Here is a 19,197-nt window from a genome sequence, read left to right as displayed (position 1 = left end):
TAGAAAAGAGTTTCTTCGGAAATAAATTCGAAAAACAGCTTGACAGAAAGAGGGGCTGCTGTAGAATGCGTGGCCTCGGTTGAGACGAAAATCTTAACCAACTGTTCTTTAACAACTGAATCAAGCAATTCGTGTGGGTGCTTGTGAGGTAAGACTGGTGGTCGACAGATTATCAGCATCACAAGTAACACTCGTGAATTCGAGAGTTTTTTGCGATTGCTGAGCCAAGTTTAGGGTTTTCTCAAAACCCAAGCAGTATTGAACTGAAGAGTTTGATCATGGCTCAGATTGAACGCTGGCGGCAGGCCTAACACATGCAAGTCGAGCGGATGAGAGGAGCTTGCTCCTTGATTCAGCGGCGGACGGGTGAGTAATGCCTAGGAATCTGCCTGGTAGTGGGGGATAACGTTCCGAAAGGAACGCTAATACCGCATACGTCCTACGGGAGAAAGCGGGGGATCTTCGGACCTCGCGCTATCAGATGAGCCTAGGTCGGATTAGCTAGTTGGTGAGGTAAAGGCTCACCAAGGCGACGATCCGTAACTGGTCTGAGAGGATGATCAGTCACACTGGAACTGAGACACGGTCCAGACTCCTACGGGAGGCAGCAGTGGGGAATATTGGACAATGGGCGAAAGCCTGATCCAGCCATGCCGCGTGTGTGAAGAAGGTCTTCGGATTGTAAAGCACTTTAAGTTGGGAGGAAGGGTATTCACCTAATACGTGAGTATTTTGACGTTACCGACAGAATAAGCACCGGCTAACTTCGTGCCAGCAGCCGCGGTAATACGAAGGGTGCAAGCGTTAATCGGAATTACTGGGCGTAAAGCGCGCGTAGGTGGTTCGTTAAGTTGGATGTGAAAGCCCCGGGCTCAACCTGGGAACTGCATCCAAAACTGGCGAGCTAGAGTACGGTAGAGGGTGGTGGAATTTCCTGTGTAGCGGTGAAATGCGTAGATATAGGAAGGAACACCAGTGGCGAAGGCGACCACCTGGACTGATACTGACACTGAGGTGCGAAAGCGTGGGGAGCAAACAGGATTAGATACCCTGGTAGTCCACGCCGTAAACGATGTCAACTAGCCGTTGGAATCCTTGAGATTTTAGTGGCGCAGCTAACGCATTAAGTTGACCGCCTGGGGAGTACGGCCGCAAGGTTAAAACTCAAATGAATTGACGGGGGCCCGCACAAGCGGTGGAGCATGTGGTTTAATTCGAAGCAACGCGAAGAACCTTACCTGGCCTTGACATGCTGAGAACTTTCCAGAGATGGATTGGTGCCTTCGGGAACTCAGACACAGGTGCTGCATGGCTGTCGTCAGCTCGTGTCGTGAGATGTTGGGTTAAGTCCCGTAACGAGCGCAACCCTTGTCCTTAGTTACCAGCACGTTATGGTGGGCACTCTAAGGAGACTGCCGGTGACAAACCGGAGGAAGGTGGGGATGACGTCAAGTCATCATGGCCCTTACGGCCAGGGCTACACACGTGCTACAATGGTCGGTACAAAGGGTTGCCAAGCCGCGAGGTGGAGCTAATCCCATAAAACCGATCGTAGTCCGGATCGCAGTCTGCAACTCGACTGCGTGAAGTCGGAATCGCTAGTAATCGTGAATCAGAATGTCACGGTGAATACGTTCCCGGGCCTTGTACACACCGCCCGTCACACCATGGGAGTGGGTTGCTCCAGAAGTAGCTAGTCTAACCGCAAGGGGGACGGTTACCACGGAGTGATTCATGACTGGGGTGAAGTCGTAACAAGGTAGCCGTAGGGGAACCTGCGGCTGGATCACCTCCTTAATCGAAGACACCGGCTTTCTCATAAGTTCCCACACGAATTGCTTGATTCACTGTAGAAGACGATGCTGTAACGCGACCCTGTTATAGGTCTGTAGCTCAGTTGGTTAGAGCGCACCCCTGATAAGGGTGAGGTCGGCAGTTCAAATCTGCCCAGACCTACCAATTGCTTGGTGCAGAAGATTACGGGGCCATAGCTCAGCTGGGAGAGCGCCTGCTTTGCACGCAGGAGGTCAGCGGTTCGATCCCGCTTGGCTCCACCACTCTCGCGCGTTGCGGTAGCAGTTAAAGAGTTCAGAAATGAGCGCTTCAGGGGTTCCTGGTGAGTGCTGATTTCTGGTCTTTTGACCGGTACAAATCGTTCTTTAAAAATTTGGGTATGTGATAGAAGTGACTAACAGCGTGTTTCACTGCACGTTGTTAATCAAGGCAAAATTTGTAGTTCTCAAGACGCAAATTTTCGGCGAATGTCGTCTTCACGATTGAGATCGTAACCAGATTGCTTGGGGTTATATGGTCAAGTGAAGAAGCGCATACGGTGGATGCCTTGGCAGTCAGAGGCGATGAAAGACGTGGTAGCCTGCGAAAAGCTTTGGGGAGTCGGCAAACAGACTGTGATCCAGAGATCTCTGAATGGGGGAACCCACCCAGCATAAGCTGGGTATCTTGTACTGAATCCATAGGTGCAAGAGGCGAACCAGGGGAACTGAAACATCTAAGTACCCTGAGGAAAAGAAATCAACCGAGATTCCCTAAGTAGTGGCGAGCGAACGGGGACTAGCCCTTAAGTTGATTTGAGTGTAGTGGAAGGCTCTGGAAAGTGCCGCCGTAGTGGGTGATAGCCCCGTACACGAAACGCTCTTATCAATGAAATCGAGTAGGACGGGGCACGAGAAACCTTGTCTGAACATGGGGGGACCATCCTCCAAGGCTAAATACTACTGACTGACCGATAGTGAACCAGTACCGTGAGGGAAAGGCGAAAAGAACCCCGGAGAGGGGAGTGAAATAGAACCTGAAACCGTATGCGTACAAGCAGTGGGAGCCCACTTTGTTGGGTGACTGCGTACCTTTTGTATAATGGGTCAGCGACTTATATTCAGTGGCGAGCTTAACCGAATAGGGGAGGCGTAGCGAAAGCGAGTCTTAATAGGGCGCTTTAGTCGCTGGGTATAGACCCGAAACCGGGCGATCTATCCATGGGCAGGTTGAAGGTTAGGTAACACTGACTGGAGGACCGAACCGACTACCGTTGAAAAGTTAGCGGATGACCTGTGGATCGGAGTGAAAGGCTAATCAAGCTCGGAGATAGCTGGTTCTCCTCGAAAGCTATTTAGGTAGCGCCTCGTGTATCACTGCTGGGGGTAGAGCACTGTTTCGGCTAGGGGGTCATCCCGACTTACCAAACCGATGCAAACTCCGAATACCAGCAAGTGTCAGCACGGGAGACACACGGCGGGTGCTAACGTCCGTCGTGAAAAGGGAAACAACCCAGACCGTCAGCTAAGGTCCCAAAGTTATGGTTAAGTGGGAAACGATGTGGGAAGGCTTAGACAGCTAGGAGGTTGGCTTAGAAGCAGCCACCCTTTAAAGAAAGCGTAATAGCTCACTAGTCGAGTCGGCCTGCGCGGAAGATGTAACGGGGCTCAAACCATACACCGAAGCTACGGGTTCATCTTAGGATGAGCGGTAGAGGAGCGTTCTGTAAGCCTGTGAAGGTGAGTTGAGAAGCTTGCTGGAGGTATCAGAAGTGCGAATGCTGACATGAGTAACGACAATGCGAGTGAAAAACTCGCACGCCGAAAGACCAAGGTTTCCTGCGCAACGTTAATCGACGCAGGGTTAGTCGGCCCCTAAGGCGAGGCAGAAATGCGTAGTCGATGGGAAACGGGTTAATATTCCCGTACTTCTAGTTACTGCGATGGAGGGACGGAGAAGGCTAGGCCAGCACGGCGTTGGTTGTCCGTGTTTAAGGTGGTAGGCTGATTTCTTAGGTAAATCCGGGAGATCAAGGCCGAGAGCTGATGACGAGCGTTCTTTTAGAATGCGAAGTGGTTGATGCCATGCTTCCAGGAAAAGCTTCTAAGCTTCAGGTAACTAGGAACCGTACCCCAAACCGACACAGGTGGTTAGGTAGAGAATACCAAGGCGCTTGAGAGAACTCGGGTGAAGGAACTAGGCAAAATGGCACCGTAACTTCGGGAGAAGGTGCGCCGGTGAGGGTGAAGTATTTACTACGTAAGCCCATGCCGGTCGAAGATACCAGGCCGCTGCGACTGTTTATTAAAAACACAGCACTCTGCAAACACGAAAGTGGACGTATAGGGTGTGACGCCTGCCCGGTGCCGGAAGGTTAATTGATGGGGTTAGCGCAAGCGAAGCTCTTGATCGAAGCCCCGGTAAACGGCGGCCGTAACTATAACGGTCCTAAGGTAGCGAAATTCCTTGTCGGGTAAGTTCCGACCTGCACGAATGGCGTAACGATGGCGGCGCTGTCTCCACCCGAGACTCAGTGAAATTGAAATCGCTGTGAAGATGCAGTGTATCCGCGGCTAGACGGAAAGACCCCGTGAACCTTTACTATAGCTTTGCACTGGACTTTGAGCTTGCTTGTGTAGGATAGGTGGGAGGCTTTGAAGTGGGGACGCCAGTTCTCATGGAGCCATCCTTGAAATACCACCCTGGCAACCTTGAGGTTCTAACTCTGGTCCGTTATCCGGATCGAGGACAGTGTATGGTGGGTAGTTTGACTGGGGCGGTCTCCTCCCAAAGAGTAACGGAGGAGTACGAAGGTGCGCTCAGACCGGTCGGAAATCGGTCGTAGAGTATAAAGGCAAAAGCGCGCTTGACTGCGAGACAGACACGTCGAGCAGGTACGAAAGTAGGTCTTAGTGATCCGGTGGTTCTGTATGGAAGGGCCATCGCTCAACGGATAAAAGGTACTCCGGGGATAACAGGCTGATACCGCCCAAGAGTTCATATCGACGGCGGTGTTTGGCACCTCGATGTCGGCTCATCACATCCTGGGGCTGAAGCCGGTCCCAAGGGTATGGCTGTTCGCCATTTAAAGTGGTACGCGAGCTGGGTTTAGAACGTCGTGAGACAGTTCGGTCCCTATCTGCCGTGGACGTTTGAGATTTGAGAGGGGCTGACCTTAGTACGAGAGGACCGGGTTGGACGAACCTCTGGTGTTCCGGTTGTCACGCCAGTGGCACTGCCGGGTAGCTATGTTCGGAAAAGATAACCGCTGAAAGCATCTAAGCGGGAAACTTGCCTCAAGATGAGATCTCACTGGAGCCTTGAGCTCCCTGAAGGGCCGTCGAAGACTACGACGTTGATAGGCAGGGTGTGTAAGCGCTGTGAGGCGTTGAGCTAACCTGTACTAATTGCCCGTGAGGCTTGACCATATAACACCCAAACAATCTGCTGCTGACAGCAGAGGGTGTCGATGGTGAAGTCGACAAACCGAAAATTTGCGAGAGCTACAGGCCTGCGGCCTATGCCAAACGACTGTCACATACCCAATTCGCTGTAGCGGTTAACCCCGAGACAGCAACAAATTGCTTGACGACCATAGAGCGTTGGAACCACCTGATCCCATCCCGAACTCAGAAGTGAAACGACGCATCGCCGATGGTAGTGTGGTGCTTCACCATGTGAGAGTAGGTCATCGTCAAGCTCCTATACGAACGCCCTGATCAGGTCTCTGATCAGGGCGTTCTCTTTTGCGCGAAGAAAACCCGCTCGGTGGTGAGTGTCCCGAAGCGCAGGCCACCGGGATGCAAGTCACCGGGGCGCCAGTCTGACCATGCATCAAACTTCAATGCGTAACCCCGGTCGCAGCAAGAGGCCGGGGTTTGTTCTTTGCGCTCGCGAAATATCAGGTGGGCAGGGCAGGCGCAGCCAGCAGTCGGGGCACGCAGCGCACTTTAGGGGCGGGGGAGTTCGATGCGAGTGGTTTCTCCGGCCACCTTGGGCCAGTCGCCCGCTGCCCAGCGTTGGCGCGCCTGATCGATCAGCGCCGGATCGCTGGCAACGAAGTTCCAATTCATCCGTCGCGGTCCGAGAGGTTCGCCGCCCAGCAGGGCCAGGTGGCTTTCGCTGCAGGCACTCAACGTCAGGGTTGCCCCTTCAGGTAGTACAGCCAGGGTGTGGCGGGGAAGGGCCGTGCCGTCCAGATCTGCTTCGCCGTCGATCAGGTACAAGGCTCGTTCGCGGTGTTCGGCTGGGATCGCGAGGCTGGCTCCGGCAGCAAGCTTGAGTTCGGCGTAGATCGTAGGCGAGCGTACCGGAACCGGTGATTGTAGGCAGAAACCGCTGCCGGCGATCAGACATATCCCCACCCCCAGACTGTCGCTACGCGGCAGTGTGGCTGAGGGATGGTGGCTGTACGCCGGCTCGCAGTTCTCCTCGGCCACGGGCAAGGCCAACCATACCTGCAGGCCATGCAGGCGCTTAGCGAGATCGAGTTGAGGCGGTGGGGTGCGTTCGACGTGGGCAACACCGCTGCCGGCAGTCATCCAGCTGACGTCGCCGGGTTCGACCAACTGATCGGAGCCCAGACTGTCCTTGTGCTGCAACTGGCCTTCGAACAGATAGGTGAGGGTCGACAAGCCAATATGCGGATGTTGGGCGATGTCCATTCCGCTTCCGGCGGGGTAGCTCTGCTCCAGCATATGATCGAAGAAGACGAAGGGGCCCACGCTGCGGCATTGCGCCGAGGGCAGTGGACGCAGGATAGGCTGACCGGAAATATCCTCCGCACGCGGTTGAATCAGCAATAGACTGCTCATTTCTCGTCTCCTGTCAGACGGGTCTCGACCAATACTTCTGTGCTGGTCATCAGCTTGTGGATCGGGCACTTGTCGGCGATGCGCAACAGCTGTTGGCGTTGGGCTTGTTCCAGCGCGCCGTGTAGGGTCAGTTCCACCGCCAGGCGATAGCGGCCTTGGCGCTCCTCGCTGTCGTCACGACTGACCTTCACCTCCAGGCCCTCTAGCGGCAGCCCCTTCTGCCTGGCGTAGAGAGCCAGTGTCAGGGCCTTGCAGGCGCCCAGGGCGGCGTCGAACAAATCGTGAGGCTCCGGCCCGGCACCTTCACCGCCGAGTTCCGGCGATACGTCGGCGTTGAGCCTATGTGGCCCGATCTCGATCTGTTGCAACAGGCCCTTGTCGTTATGGATGCGGATCATGGCTGGCTCCTGGCCGGTTTCGATACGCCAGCCTAGCCCAGCTCCAGCCGATCAGACCAGTGGGCTCGACTTCGCGGTCGAACTCTCGGCGCAGGGCTGGTGTCTATCCTGCTCGAAGCCGTCAGGAGGACTTGCCTTGCCCATCTCCCGTTTCCTCGTCTTGGCGCTGGCCGGCCTGCTCGGCTGTGCTGTCCAGGCGCGTGAGTACCACTACAGCGACGCGCATCTGCACTATGTCGATTTCTTCCAGGAAAGCGCCGGCATGGACCAGCTACTGGAGCAGATGGCGGCCAACGGCATCGAGCATGTAATGCTGTCCGGCATTCCGGTGGCGAAGAAGTGGGACGAGGACGAGCCCAAGCGTCCGCGCTATTACGCCGGCGACGACGCCAACGCCTATTGGTACAGCGCCACCGACGTCTTTGTCGCGGCCGCCTACAAAGCTTTGCCGGCCGAGCAGCGCGAGCGTTTCCACCCCTTTCTCTCCGGCTTCAATCCCAACGACAAGAATGCCGATGCCCATATTCGCCGCATGCTCGAGCTCGATCCCGGTCTGTGGCAGGGCATCGGCGAGATATTCACTCGCCACGACGACCTCACCGCGCTTATCCACGGCAAAGCCCCACGGGCTGACAACGAGGCCTTGGCGCGGGTCTTCCACCTGGCAGCCGAGTACGATTTGCCGGTGATGCTGCATTCCAACATCACCTCCAAGCGCGAGCGCAATCCGCTGTATCTGCCGGAAATCGAGACGCCGTTGCGCAATCACCCGCACGTGCGCTTCATCTGGGCCCATGCCGGCACCAGCATGGAAATCCATCGCCATCAGGAGAAACTGGATTTTCTCCTGCCCACGCTGGAGCGCATGCTTGGCGAATATCCCAACCTCTATATCGATCTGTCCTGGACCATGCTGCGTCCCTACCTATTGGACGCCGAAGGCAAAGCCGACTCGGACTGGGTTCATCTGATCAGCAGCTACCCGGCGCGCTTCATGCTGGGCTCCGATGTGGTCGGGCGCTTCGATAGCCTGGGCGAATATATGAAGGGATTCGATGCCTTCCTTGATGCTCTGCCCGAGGAGGTCGCGCGCCAGGTTGCGCGGGACAATTTCCTCGCGGTGCTGCCGCGCAAGGTGCGGAGCGAACTGAGCGAGTAGCGCGCCTGTCATTGGTTTGTCATTCGGGTGTCATAGGCTCGCGCAGATCTCAACAAGGAGCGCGTCATGCAGCATATTCGAATGGCCCTGATGGCCGGTTTTGTCGCTTCCGCCGGCCTGGCCCAGGCAGAGGTCCGAGTGGAGGGGCCGGTGGAGTACGGCGTTTTCACCAGCCAGCACCAGAATTTCGAGGCCGGCGAGCGGGTGCTGACCCGCAGCGATCAGGACATCCTGCGTACCAACGAGATACCCGCCAGGCTCGGCACCAAGTTCGGATTGCGCTACAGCTTGGCCGGCAAGCACGAGGGCGATACTCCGCTGACCCTGCTCTACTTCACCCCGGGTGTGGTCACTCCGGACGGTCGGCGCCACGACAAGTTCGAGGTGCAGCAGAAGCTGGTGGTCGGCGCTGCGCAGGACGTAATGGCCTTCGAGTTCAGCGAGCATCATGAGGTGGTGCCAGGCGAATGGCACTTCATGGTGTTCCAGGGCGACCGCAAGCTGGCCGAACAGCGCTTTCAGGTACGCTAACCCGCCGTCCGGCCTATGCTGTGAAAGGATCGGCATGGGGCAGGGCGATGGCGGACGGGCAGCGGGTACTGGTAGTGGACGACGACGCCGAGGTACGGCAGCTACTGCTGGACTACCTGGGCAACCATGGCTACGCGGTATCCGCTTGCGCCGACAGCACGGCGCTGCGTCAGGCCTTGCAGGACGGTCTTCCGGATCTGATCCTGCTCGATGTCGGCCTGCCCGGCGAGGACGGCCTGAGCCTGGCGCGCTTTCTGCGCGAGCACCACGATCTGCCGGTGATTATGATCTCCGGCGCCGGCAGTCCGGTGGATCGCATCGTCGGCCTGGAAGTGGGCGCAGACGATTACCTGGCCAAGCCCTTCGATCCGCGCGAACTGCTGGCACGGGTCAAGACCGTGCTGCGGCGTTACCGGCGCAGCGGCGGTGAGGGGGTACCAGCGAGCGAGGGCGTGCGTCTTGGCCGTTTCCGCCTCGATCTACAGCGCCGCCTACTGCTAGACGAGCAAGGGGCAGAGATCGAACTGACCGCCATGGAGTTCGACCTGCTGCAGGCCTTTGCGCAGCGCCCCAACCGACCGCTGTCGCGCGACCAGTTGCTCAACCTGACGCAGAACCGTGACTGGAATCCTTTCGATCGTTCCGTCGATATCCGCATCGCCCGCCTGCGCCGCAAGCTCGAGGATGATCCGGAGAAGCCGCAGATCATCCGTACCCTGCGCGGCGTCGGCTATATGCTGGTGACCCGCTGAGCGGTTTCCCGCCGTGCGGAGTGGTTGCCCCAACGTTTCAATTGTTTCACTGCGGTTGTCGGCGGCCAGGGGCGCCGCCTGCCTTTCTATACTGGCGCCATAGTCCCCGCGCGGAGGCCCGCTATGCACGCGCTCCCGACCCTGATCACCGGCGATCTCGACCACCCGCTGCGCCAGATCGTCGATAATAGTAATGCGGTCATCTACATCAAGGACCTCGACGGCCGCTACCGCCTGGTCAATCCGGCCTTCGAGCGGTTCTTTCAGCTCAGCGCCGAGCAGGTGCTGGGGCATAACGATCATGAACTGTTTCCTCAGCAGGTGGCCGACGCCCTGCGCAACAACGATCTCAGCGTAGCCAGCCTCGGCCACTCCATTGAGTTCGAGGAGCAGTTGTTGCTGCAGGGGCGCAGCTGGGTCTACCTGTCGAGCAAGTTTCCGCTGTTCGACGAACGCCACCGAGTCATCGCGGTGTGCGGTATCTCCACCGACATCAGCGAACGCAAGCGGGTCGAGGAAGCCCTGCGGCATGTCGCGCTCGGCGTCTCGGCGGCCACCGGCGAGGAGGTGTTCGAGGCCATCGCCCGCTATCTGGCGCGCTCGCTGCAAGCCGATTTCGCCTTCGTCAGCCGGGTTTGCGATCCGGACGGCCAGCGCCTGAGTACCCTGGCACTGTACTTCGACGGCCGGCTGCTACCCAATCTGACCTACGGCATCGCCGGAACGCCCTGCGCAGAGGTGTTCGGCCAGAGCTTCCACCTGGTCGAGTGCGATTTGGCGCGCTGCTACCCGGGCGACGACAGTCTCAGCCACCTGGGGCTCGACAGCTACGCCGGCTACCCGCTGTTCGCCAGCGACGGTCGGCCGCTGGGGCTGATCGCCGTCGGCCATCGCCATGCATTGCCCGAGCGCAGCCGGGTCGAGTCGGTGCTGCGGATCTTTTCGGTGCGCGCCGCTGCCGAGCTGCAGCGGCTGGATGCCGAAGCCAGCTACCGGGCGATCTTCGAGGCCTCGGAAGACGCCATCTTCGTCCACGAACTGGACAGCGGCACGCTGCTGGACATCAACCCGCGCGCCTGCGCCGTCTATGGCTACAGCCATGAGCAGATGCTCAGGCTGCCGATCGAGGCGTTCAGCGCCGGTTATCCACCCTATACCGGCGCAGACGCCATGCGCTGGCTGGCATTGGCGCGCGATGAGGGACCACAGCGTTTCGAATGGCGCCGGCGCAACCGCGACGGCAGCCTGCACTGGGACGAGGTGTGCTTGAAGCGGGCCAATATCGGCGGGGTCGAGCGCATCCTCGCGTTCACCCGCGAGATCAGCCAGCGCAAGGAGGCCGAGAGCGCCCTGCGCGCCAGCGAACAGCAGTACCGCACCATAGTGGCCAGTGCCCTGGACTGCATCATCGGCATGGATGCCCGGGGGCGGGTCACCACCTTCAATCCGGCCGCTGAGCAGTGCTTCGGCTATTGCCGCGAGCAGGCGCTGGGCCGCGAACTGATCGAGCTGATCGTTCCACCGCGTCATCGGCGCGCCCACCTCGCAGGCTTTCGGCGCTACCTGGCGACTGGCGAGGGCGACTACCTGGGACGCCGCGTCGAGGTCGAGGCGATGCGTGCCAATGGCGAGGAGTTTCCCGCCGAGCTGGCGATTTCCGTGGTGCAGGGCGCGGACGGCCTGCATTTCATCGGCTTTCTGCGTGACATCACCGAACGTCGCCAGGCCGAGCGGCAGCGCGCCGATCTGGAGCAGCAACTGCGCCGGGCCCAGCGCATGGAGGCGATCGGCCATCTGACCGGTGGCATCGCCCATGATTTCAACAACCTGCTGACCAGCATGCTCGGTTATACGGTGATGGCCGAGGAGCTGGCCGAGCGCCAGGGCGACGAGCGCCTCAGTCACTACCTGACGCGGGTCCAGCATTCGGCGGAGAAGGCGCGCGACCTGATCCAGCAAATGCTCACCTTCAGCCGCGGCGGGCGTGGCCAGGCGCAGTCGGTGGCGCTGGACAAGCTGATCGACGAGTTCCGCCAGCTGCTGCAGTCAACCCTGCCGAGTAGCATCGAGATCGACCTGCAACTAGCCCCTGCGTTGCCGCCGGCGCGAGTCGACCCGCTGCAACTGGAGCAGGTGCTGATGAACCTGTGCATCAATGCCCGCGACGCCATGGGCGGCAGCGGCCAGCTGCGCATCGAGCTGCAGGGCGGCCTGCAGCCGCAAGGCGTGTGCGCGTCCTGTCAGCAGGCGTTTGCCGGCGACTACCTAGTGCTGCGGGTCACGGACTCCGGGCCGGGCATCGCCGAAGCGGTGCAGCTGCGCATGTTCGAACCCTTTTTCAGCACCAAGGCACCGGGACAAGGCAGCGGCATGGGCCTGTCCATGGCCCACGGCATCGTTCACGAATATGGCGGGCATATCCGTGTGCACAGCCGTCAGGGCCGCGGCAGCAGCTTCGAGATCTGCCTGCCGCCGCAGGGCGAGGCCGGCGCCGCGGCGGGAGAGGGGGCACCGGCGTCCACCCTGCGCGTCTGGTCGCCGCTGCACGGGCGCGTGGCGGTGGTCGATGACGAGCCGCTGGTCGGTGAGTTCGTCTGCGAACGGCTGGCCGCCTGGGGGCTTTCCACGCGCCTGTGGTGCGATGCCGAACAGGCCAGCGCGGAACTGCTGGCCGACCCCTATGCCTGGGATGTGGTGATCCTCGATCAATGCATGCCGCGTCTGGCCGGCCTGCAACTGGCCCGGCGCCTGCTGGCCGGCCGCGCCGATCTGCCGATCGCGCTCTATACCGGCTTTAGCGATCGGCTGGAGGAAGCCGAGGTGCTCGCCCAGGGCGTGCGCGTGCTGCTGCACAAACCGCTGGATCAGGCTCGCCTGCATGCCTGGCTGAGCGCCCAGCTACACTCGCAGCCGCGCTGATACGCAAGGCATACAAAGTCGCAGCATGGTGCCATCGTGCCGATACACGCGCGCGGCAAGCTGGCCTCGGGGCTCAGGAACGATCCTGCGGCTCAATCACAACGAGGCATGCTTCCGATGAAACGCTATTTAATCGAGCGCCATATTCCCAATGCCGGGCAGATGAACCCGGCCGAGCTGGGACGTGCCGCGCGTCATTCGCATCAGGTGCTCAAGGGCCTGGGCGGTGATATCCAATGGCTGCACTCCTATATCACCGCCGACAAGCTGTTCTGCGTCTATCTGGCACAGGATCCGGAGCTGATCCGTCGTCATGCCCAGATCAGCGGTTTTCCCGCCGACAGCATCAGCGAGGTGAGCTGCGTGCTCGATGCCAGCCACGCCGCCGCCTGAACCAGAGTTGCGCCCCGTGCGCATTGAGGATACGTCATGAAACGCCTTGCAATCTTCCTCTACGGCCTAGCCAGCTACGCCGTGTTCTTCGCCACCTTTCTCTATGCCATGGCCTTCGTCGGCAACCTGCCGCTGGTGCCGCGTACCATCGATGGCGAACCGCTGTTGCCCTTCGCCAACGCTCTGGTGATCGACGTGCTGCTGCTCACGGTGTTCGCGGTCCAGCACAGCGTGATGGCGCGACCGGCCTTCAAGGCGTTATGGACAAGGATCATCCCCGCCGCAGCCGAGCGCAGTACCTACGTGCTGTTCTCCAGCCTGGCGCTGATCGCCCTGTTCCATTTCTGGCAGCCCCTGGGTGGGATGGTCTGGGGGATCGAGAATCGCAGCGGGCGCCTGCTGCTCAACGCCGGCTTCGGCTTCGGCTGGGCGTTGGTACTGTACAGCACCTTCCTGATCAACCACTTCGACCTGTTCGGCCTGCGTCAGGTGTGGCTGCAACTGCTCGGCCGGCCCTACACCGCGCTGCCGTTCAAGACCCCGGGTGCCTACAAGCTGGTGCGCCATCCGCTCTACCTGGGTTGGTTCTTCGCCTTCTGGTGTACGCCTGAGATGAGCGCGACCCACCTGTTGTTCGCCCTGGCCACCAGCGCCTACATCCTGCTGGCCATCGTCTTCGAGGAGCACGACCTGATGCGGGCGCATCCGGAGTACCGCGGTTACCGCCAGCAGGTGCCGATGTTGCTGCCGCGTCTGCGAGGCAAACGCAAGGCGCAGGAGCTGGAAGAGGCGGCCTGAACGAGCCGTCCGTCAGCCGAGGGCGCCCCCGCGGGCGCCTTTGCATGATGCGCGAAAGTTTGGTCGCCGCGCCGAGCGGACAGGGTCAGCGCCCAGGTCAGGGCGATCCTCGACAGCGCGATCAGTTGCGCGGCGCTGCCCATGCCCTTGGCCTGTTGCGACAGTGGATCAAGGCCCAGGGAGAGGCGCTCGATGACTGCTTAGAGCTCCACCACCAGCGCCAGCAGCGCCCGCTCAATCGACGCTCAAGCCCTAGAACTGCAGGTGGTCGAGCGCATTGGCCAGGATGCCGCGGTTGTCTCCGATGGCCAGGCTGTGCACGTCGTCCAGCCAGGATCATTCGCTGACCCGCCTGAGATGCGTGCCACCTGGTCATCTGTCGATCGGGCGAAACCGGAGACGCCAAACGCAAACGCCCCGAACCAGTCGGGGCGTTTGGGGTGAGCCGGATGTGCCCGGAGGGCGCTTCTGCTCAGCGCAGCGCGGCTGTCACTTGCCGGTCCAGCGCTTGAGCACCAGGGTGGCGTTGGTGCCTCCGAAGCCGAAGCTGTTGCTCATCACGGTGTCGAGCTTGGCGTTCTCCACGGTCTTGAGCTGGATCGGCAGGTCGGCCACGTCAGCATCGAGCTCCTCGATGTTGGCCGAGGCGGCGATGAAGTTGCCTTCCATCATCAGCATGCAGTAGATGGCTTCCTGCACGCCGGCGGCGCCCAGGCTGTGGCCGGACAGACTCTTGGTCGAGCTGATGGCCGGCGCCTTGTCGCCGAACACCTCGCGCACCGCACGGCTTTCGGCGACGTCGCCGACCGGAGTGGAGGTGCCATGGGTGTTGAGGTAGTCGATCGGCGTGTCGACGGTGGCCAGCGCCTGCTGCATGCAGCGCACCGCGCCTTCGCCGCTCGGCGCGACCATGTCGTAGCCGTCGCTGGTGGCGCCGTAACCGACGATCTCGGCGTAGATCTTGGCGCCGCGAGCCAGGGCGTGCTCCAGTTCCTCGACCACCACCATGCCGCCGCCGCCGGCGATGACGAAGCCGTCACGCTTGGCGTCGTAGGCGCGCGAGGCCTTGTCCGGGGTCTCGTTGTACTGGGTGGAGAGGGCGCCCATGGCGTCGAACAGGAAGCTCTGGCTCCAGTGTTCCTCTTCGCCACCGCCGGCGAAGACCACGTCCTGCTTGCCCATCTGGATCTGTTCCATGGCGTGGCCGATGCAGTGGGCGCTGGTGGCGCAGGCCGAAGAGATCGAGTAGTTCACGCCCTTGATCTTGAACGGCGTGGCCAGGCAGGCGGAAACGGTGCTGCCCATGGTGCGCGGCACGCGGTACGGGCCGACGCGCTTGACGCCTTTCTCGCGCAGGATGTCGAGGGCTTCCATCTGATTGAAGGTGGAAGCGCCGCCACTGCCCGCGATCAGGCCGGTGCGCGGGTTGGAGACCTGCTCCTCGGTCAGCCCGGCGTCCTTGATCGCCTGCTCCATGGACAGGTAGGCGAAGGCCGCGGCGTCACCCATGAAGCGGTAGACCTTGCGGTCGATCAGCTCTTCCAGGTTCAGTTCGACCGAACCGGAGACCTGGCTGCGCAGGCCCATCTCGGCATAGGACGGATTGAAACGGATGCCCGACTTGCCGGCGCGCAGGCTGGCGGCAACGGCTTCTTTGTCAGTGCCCAGGCAGGAAACGATGCCCAGACCGGTGATCACGACACGACGCATGTGCAAGTCCTTCAGAAACTGTCGGTGGAGGTGAACAGGCCGACGCGCAGGCCTTCGGCGCTGTAGATCTCGCGGCCGTCGACGCTGACGTTGCCGTCGGCGATGCCGAGGATCAACGAGCGATTGATGGTGCGCTTGATATGGATGTTGTAGGTGACCTTCTTGGCGGTCGGCAGTACCTGACCGAAGAACTTCACCTCGCCCGAGCCCAGGGCACGGCCGCGGCCGGGATTGCCCTGCCAGCCGAGATAGAAGCCGACCAGTTGCCACATGGCGTCGAGGCCGAGGCAGCCGGGCATCACCGGGTCGCCCTCGAAGTGGCAGCCGAAGAACCACAGGTCCGGATTGATATCGAGCTCAGCGACGATTTCGCCCTTGCCGTGCTTGCCGCCGGTTTCGCTGATATGAACGATGCGGTCGATCATCAGCATGTTAGGGGCGGGCAGTTGCGCGTTCCCCGGACCGAACAGTTCGCCGCGACTGCAGGCGAGCAGGTCTTCCCGGGTATAGGCGTTTTGTCTTGTCATGCGAGCTCCTCAATTGTCCCCATGCTTCTAAGGCTGGGCGAATCGTCCTGGCCGGCCGCGCCTGGTGGGCGTCTGCCGGCAGCCTAGTCATAGACTGTTGCGTTGTGGTGAAAGTCACAGCGCGGTGAGTACAGTTGTACTCCGCTGCCCCGGCCTTGTCACAGGTGCAGCAGTTTTCCTTGTAACCCCATCAGCCCGAGGATGCCACTCGTCTATGGTCGGGCTGGTAGCCAGCGCTGCAGGATGCGCTGCAGATCCGCACGTTTGAAGGGCTTGGCCAGGTAGTCGTTCATGCCTGCAGCCAAGCAGGTTTCGCGGTCGCCCTGCAGGGCGTTGGCGGTCAGGGCGATGATCGGCAGGTGCTGGCCTCTGGCCTGCTGGCGGATCTGCCGGGTGGCTTCGTAGCCGTCCATCAGCGGCAGGCGGCAATCCATCAGGATCGCCGCATAGTCGTGCTGGGCCACGCTCTGTAGCGCCTGCAGGCCATCGCCGACCAGGCTGACGCGGTAGCCCAGGCTGCGCAGCATGGCTTCGATCACCGTCTGGTTGACCGGGTTGTCCTCCACCAGCAGCACGGGCTGGCCGTCACCGCCGCCCAGCGGCTGGCTCTCGGCCGCTTGCTCGCGGGCACTCTGCTGGCGGAACGGCAGGGGAATCTCCAGGGTGAACACCGAGCCCGCGCCGACCAGGCTTTCGGCGCGCAGGGTGCCGCCCATGCGCTCGGCCAGGGTGCGTGCAATGGGCAGGCCGAGGCCGGTGCCGCCGTAGCGCCGCGAGATCGATGTGTCGGCCTGCTGGAAGGCGTCGAACATGTGCTCCAGGCGCTCGGCATCGATGCCGATGCCGCTGTCGTGCACGGCGCAGGTGAACCACAGCACCTGTTCGTCCAGCGGCTGCCAGTGGGTTTCCACGCGGATGCCGCCTTCCTCGGTGAACTTCAGCGCATTGCCGATCAGGTTGACCAGGATCTGCCGGATGCGCGTGGGGTCGCCGCGTACCTCGAGCTGCTCCAGTCCCGGCTGGCTGTCCAGCAGCAGTTGCAGGCCACGCTGCTGGGCGCTGTGCTGGAACACTTGCACCGAGCCGCGCAGCAGCTCCAGCAGATTGAAGGGGATGGCTTCGAGCTCCAGCGCGCCGCGCTCGATGCGGGAGAAGTCGAGGATGTCGTTGATGACCTTGAGCAGGTGCTCGGTGGATTCGGTGGCCAGCGCCGTGTACTCGGCCTGCTCGTCGTTCAGCGCGGTGGTTTCCAGCAGTTGCAGCATGCCCAGCACGCCGTTCATCGGGGTGCGCAATTCATGGCTCATCATCGCCAGGAAGTCGGACTTGGCGCGGTTGGCCTGCTCGGATTCCTCGCGCGCCTGGACCAGCTCGGCGATCGCCTGCTGCTGTTCGCGGGCGCTGTGGGCGAGGGTTCGCGCCAGATTGTTGATATGCCGGGCCAGATCGGTCAGCTCGTCGTTGCCGCGTTCTACCAGCGCCGGCCGGTAGTCACCGGCCTGCAGGCGTTCCAGGGCGTGACCCATGGCGCTCAGCGGCTGCGCCAGGCGCCGGGCCAGGCGGCGGGCGAGGAGGAAGGTCAGCAGCAGGGCGAGCAGCGAGAGAATCCCCGCCTTGAGCAGGATCTCCTGCTGACGGGCGTTGAAGCTGTCGTTGGACATGCCCACCACCACCCGCCCCAGATAGCCGTCAGCGAACGCCTTGTCGGGTGGCAGCGAGCCGGATGGCGGACGCTGCAGGCGGATCGGCGCCTGGAACACCTCCACCTGCGGTGTGCTCTGGCCCTGTTCCTTGGCGCGCTCGACGTAGACCAGGATGTTGTCGTCGCGGTCGCGCACCTCGGCGAAGCGTACGTCCGGCGTGGCGAGGGTGGCGCGCAGGAGGTTCTCCAGGGCGCTCAGGTTGTCGTGAAGCACGCCATACTCGGTGGCCGGCGCCAGCTGATTGGCCACCAGCTGCCCGACGTGCCCCTGTTCCTGGCGCAGGTCCTGCAGGCGGGTGAAGGTGAGAAACCCGGTGAGCAGCAGCGTCAGCAGCAGGGCCGGGCCGACGCTGATCAGCTGGGTGCGGGTGTGGATGTTCCAGCCGCGGCGCCGGCTCATGGTGCGGCGGTCCCGGTTGGTGCGCGGCGCTGCCTGTGCGCGTGGGCAGGGAGAGCAGGGCGGCGCGGATGGCGGCCTGTGGGCACGGATCGTCCTTGGCAAATGACCTCGAGGCGGCATGTTAACCGACCCGGAGCACTTTGCCAGCGCCCGCTGCGAGCACTCGGCACTAGGTCCCGTTTGTCCGGCTGGCGCGGCCGCGGCCTGAACTTTTGCCCTGGCCGGTCACTCTCGGCTCCGTATAATGCCTGCAGACCGCCATCGCGCATGGCCCCAATCGGAAGTGTTATGACAGAGCTCCAACCCATTGCCGTCCTCGGCGGCGGCAGTTTCGGCACCGCCCTGGCCAATTTGCTGGCGGAGAACGGCCAGCGCGTCCTGCAGTGGATGCGCGACCCCGAGCAGGCCGAGCAGATGCGCCAGAGCGGCGAAAACCCGCGCTACCTCAAGGGTGTAAAGCTGCATCCGGGCATCGAGCCGACCTGCGACCTCGCCGGCGTCCTGCAACGGAGCGAGCTGGTATTCGTCGCGCTGCCCTCCAGCGCGCTGCGCGATGCGCTGCAGCCGGTGGCCGGGCTGCTCGCCGGCAAGCTGCTGATCAGCACCACCAAGGGCATCGAGGCCATAAGCTTCAAGCTGATGAGCCAGATTCTCGAGGAGATCGCCCCCGAGGCACGGATCGGCGTGCTGTCCGGGCCGAATCTGGCCAAGGAAGTGGCCGAGCACGCGCTGACCGCCACGGTGATCGCCAGCGAGGACGAAGAGCTTTGCCTGCGCGTGCAGCAGGCCCTGCATGGCCGCACCTTCCGCGTCTATGCCAGCGCCGACCGTTTCGGCGTCGAGTTGGGCGGCGCGCTGAAGAACGTCTACGCCATCATGTCCGGCATGGCCGCGGCCCTCGGCATGGGCGAGAACACCAAAAGCATGCTGATCACCCGTGCCCTGGCGGAGATGACCCGCTTCGCCGTCAAGCTGGGGGCCAACCCCATGACTTTCCTCGGTCTGGCCGGGGTGGGCGACCTGATTGTCACCTGTTCGTCGCCGAAGAGTCGCAACTATCAGGTCGGCTTCGCCCTCGGCGAGGGCCTCAGCCTGGACGAGGCGGTGCAGCGCCTGGGCGAAGTCGCCGAAGGGGTCAATACTCTCAAGGTGCTCAAGGCGCGTGCCGAGGAGCTCGAAGTGTACATGCCGCTGGTCGCCGGCCTGCATGCCATCCTGTTCGAGGGGCGCACGCTGACGCAGGTGATCGAGCTGCTGATGCGTGGCGAACCCAAGACCGACGTCGATTTCATTCCCACCGCGGGTTTCTAAGGAGCAAGTG

General features: G+C 61.5%; 12 protein-coding genes, 2 tRNA genes and 3 rRNA genes. 12 read left to right on the top strand and 5 right to left on the bottom strand.

The window, feature by feature from the left end; genetic code table 11:
• Positions 1–260 precede the first annotated feature (260 nt).
• From ACUTAF_RS11105 to rrf, 5 genes are all read left to right on the top strand, one after another.
• Positions 261–1,797: ribosomal RNA gene (locus ACUTAF_RS11105) — 16S ribosomal RNA — on the top strand.
• 85 nt (positions 1,798–1,882) lie between these two features.
• A tRNA-Ile gene (locus ACUTAF_RS11100) sits at positions 1,883–1,959 on the top strand.
• A 22-nt stretch (positions 1,960–1,981) separates the two neighbouring features.
• A tRNA-Ala gene (locus tag ACUTAF_RS11095) sits at positions 1,982–2,057 on the top strand.
• Positions 2,058–2,309: 252 nt separating this feature from the next.
• Positions 2,310–5,201, top strand: a 23S ribosomal RNA gene (locus ACUTAF_RS11090).
• Positions 5,202–5,357: 156 nt separating this feature from the next.
• Positions 5,358–5,473 (top strand): 5S ribosomal RNA (gene rrf, locus ACUTAF_RS11085).
• The 16S, 23S and 5S rRNA genes sit together here with 2 tRNA genes alongside, the layout of an rRNA operon.
• Before the next feature lie 250 nt (positions 5,474–5,723).
• Here the strand turns inward: rrf and ACUTAF_RS11080 are convergent.
• Both ACUTAF_RS11080 and ACUTAF_RS11075 read right to left on the bottom strand, forming a co-directional pair.
• On the bottom strand, positions 5,724–6,587 hold the full coding sequence (locus tag ACUTAF_RS11080) for a pirin family protein (RefSeq protein ID WP_445580005.1): 864 nt from the start codon (positions 6,585–6,587) through the stop codon (positions 5,724–5,726).
• The gene (locus tag ACUTAF_RS11075; RefSeq protein WP_445580004.1) at positions 6,584–6,985 is read right to left on the bottom strand and encodes an OsmC family protein; all 402 of its coding nucleotides are present in this window, start codon (positions 6,983–6,985) and stop codon (positions 6,584–6,586) included. Before ACUTAF_RS11075 ends, ACUTAF_RS11080 begins: the two co-directional genes overlap by 4 nt.
• Before the next feature lie 136 nt (positions 6,986–7,121).
• On the opposite strand from ACUTAF_RS11075, the gene ACUTAF_RS11070 reads away from it, so the two are divergent.
• The 6 genes from ACUTAF_RS11070 (at position 7,122) to mddA (ending at position 13,537) form a co-directional block, all read left to right on the top strand.
• Positions 7,122–8,144: an amidohydrolase family protein gene (locus ACUTAF_RS11070; RefSeq protein WP_445580003.1), complete on the top strand. Its 1,023-nt coding sequence runs from the start codon at positions 7,122–7,124 to the stop codon at positions 8,142–8,144.
• A gap of 66 nt (positions 8,145–8,210) precedes the next feature.
• A complete protein-coding gene (locus ACUTAF_RS11065; protein WP_445580002.1) occupies positions 8,211–8,675 on the top strand; it encodes a DUF3859 domain-containing protein in 465 nt (154 codons plus the stop codon).
• Positions 8,676–8,722: 47 nt separating this feature from the next.
• Positions 8,723–9,427: a response regulator gene (locus ACUTAF_RS11060; protein WP_445580001.1), complete on the top strand. Its 705-nt coding sequence runs from the start codon at positions 8,723–8,725 to the stop codon at positions 9,425–9,427.
• A 123-nt stretch (positions 9,428–9,550) separates the two neighbouring features.
• Positions 9,551–12,346, top strand: a complete 2,796-nt coding sequence (locus ACUTAF_RS11055; RefSeq protein ID WP_445580000.1) for a PAS domain S-box protein — start codon at positions 9,551–9,553, stop codon at positions 12,344–12,346.
• Positions 12,347–12,463: 117 nt separating this feature from the next.
• The gene (locus ACUTAF_RS11050) at positions 12,464–12,739 is read left to right on the top strand and encodes a DUF4242 domain-containing protein (protein WP_445579999.1); all 276 of its coding nucleotides are present in this window, start codon (positions 12,464–12,466) and stop codon (positions 12,737–12,739) included.
• A gap of 36 nt (positions 12,740–12,775) precedes the next feature.
• A complete protein-coding gene (gene mddA, locus ACUTAF_RS11045) occupies positions 12,776–13,537 on the top strand; it encodes a methanethiol S-methyltransferase (RefSeq protein ID WP_445579998.1) in 762 nt (253 codons plus the stop codon).
• Between the two features lie 489 nt (positions 13,538–14,026).
• Here mddA and fabB read toward each other — a convergent pair whose 3' ends face one another.
• The 3 genes from fabB to ACUTAF_RS11030 all read right to left on the bottom strand — a co-directional run bounded on the left by fabB (position 14,027) and on the right by ACUTAF_RS11030 (position 17,876).
• On the bottom strand, positions 14,027–15,247 hold the full coding sequence (fabB, locus tag ACUTAF_RS11040; protein ID WP_445579997.1) for a beta-ketoacyl-ACP synthase I: 1,221 nt from the start codon (positions 15,245–15,247) through the stop codon (positions 14,027–14,029).
• An 11-nt stretch (positions 15,248–15,258) separates the two neighbouring features.
• Positions 15,259–15,774 (bottom strand): 3-hydroxyacyl-[acyl-carrier-protein] dehydratase FabA, encoded by a 516-nt coding sequence (gene fabA, locus ACUTAF_RS11035; protein WP_445579996.1) that lies wholly within the window; start codon positions 15,772–15,774, stop codon positions 15,259–15,261.
• A 212-nt stretch (positions 15,775–15,986) separates the two neighbouring features.
• Positions 15,987–17,876 carry a response regulator gene (locus ACUTAF_RS11030; RefSeq protein WP_445579995.1) on the bottom strand — a complete coding sequence of 630 codons (1,890 nt, stop codon included), beginning with the start codon at positions 17,874–17,876 and terminating at the stop codon, positions 15,987–15,989.
• Between the two features lie 288 nt (positions 17,877–18,164).
• On the opposite strand from ACUTAF_RS11030, the gene ACUTAF_RS11025 reads away from it, so the two are divergent.
• Positions 18,165–19,187, top strand: coding sequence for an NAD(P)H-dependent glycerol-3-phosphate dehydrogenase (locus tag ACUTAF_RS11025; RefSeq protein WP_445579994.1), 1,023 nt, complete (start codon positions 18,165–18,167; stop codon positions 19,185–19,187).
• Positions 19,188–19,197: the final 10 nt, after the last annotated feature.

The sequence above is a fragment of the Pseudomonas sp. SP16.1 genome (assembly GCF_052682975.1).
Note: the sequence above shows the minus strand (reverse complement) of the source record. Positions and strands in the feature narration are given on the sequence as shown.

Excerpts from the sequence above, each read along its gene's own strand:
- ACUTAF_RS11080 (WP_445580005.1), bottom strand. The coding sequence starts at position 6,587 with ATGAGCAGTCTATTGCTGATTCAACCGCGTGCGGAGGATATTTCCGGT.
- ACUTAF_RS11055 (WP_445580000.1), top strand. The coding sequence starts at position 9,551 with ATGCACGCGCTCCCGACCCTGATCACCGGCGATCTCGACCACCCGCTG.
- ACUTAF_RS11065 (WP_445580002.1), top strand. The coding sequence starts at position 8,211 with ATGCAGCATATTCGAATGGCCCTGATGGCCGGTTTTGTCGCTTCCGCC.
- fabA (WP_445579996.1), bottom strand. The coding sequence starts at position 15,774 with ATGACAAGACAAAACGCCTATACCCGGGAAGACCTGCTCGCCTGCAGT.
- ACUTAF_RS11050 (WP_445579999.1), top strand. The coding sequence starts at position 12,464 with ATGAAACGCTATTTAATCGAGCGCCATATTCCCAATGCCGGGCAGATG.
- ACUTAF_RS11030 (WP_445579995.1), bottom strand. The coding sequence starts at position 17,876 with ATGAGCCGGCGCCGCGGCTGGAACATCCACACCCGCACCCAGCTGATC.
- ACUTAF_RS11060 (WP_445580001.1), top strand. The coding sequence starts at position 8,723 with ATGGCGGACGGGCAGCGGGTACTGGTAGTGGACGACGACGCCGAGGTA.
- mddA (WP_445579998.1), top strand. The coding sequence starts at position 12,776 with ATGAAACGCCTTGCAATCTTCCTCTACGGCCTAGCCAGCTACGCCGTG.
- ACUTAF_RS11075 (WP_445580004.1), bottom strand. The coding sequence starts at position 6,985 with ATGATCCGCATCCATAACGACAAGGGCCTGTTGCAACAGATCGAGATC.
- ACUTAF_RS11025 (WP_445579994.1), top strand. The coding sequence starts at position 18,165 with ATGACAGAGCTCCAACCCATTGCCGTCCTCGGCGGCGGCAGTTTCGGC.
- fabB (WP_445579997.1), bottom strand. The coding sequence starts at position 15,247 with ATGCGTCGTGTCGTGATCACCGGTCTGGGCATCGTTTCCTGCCTGGGC.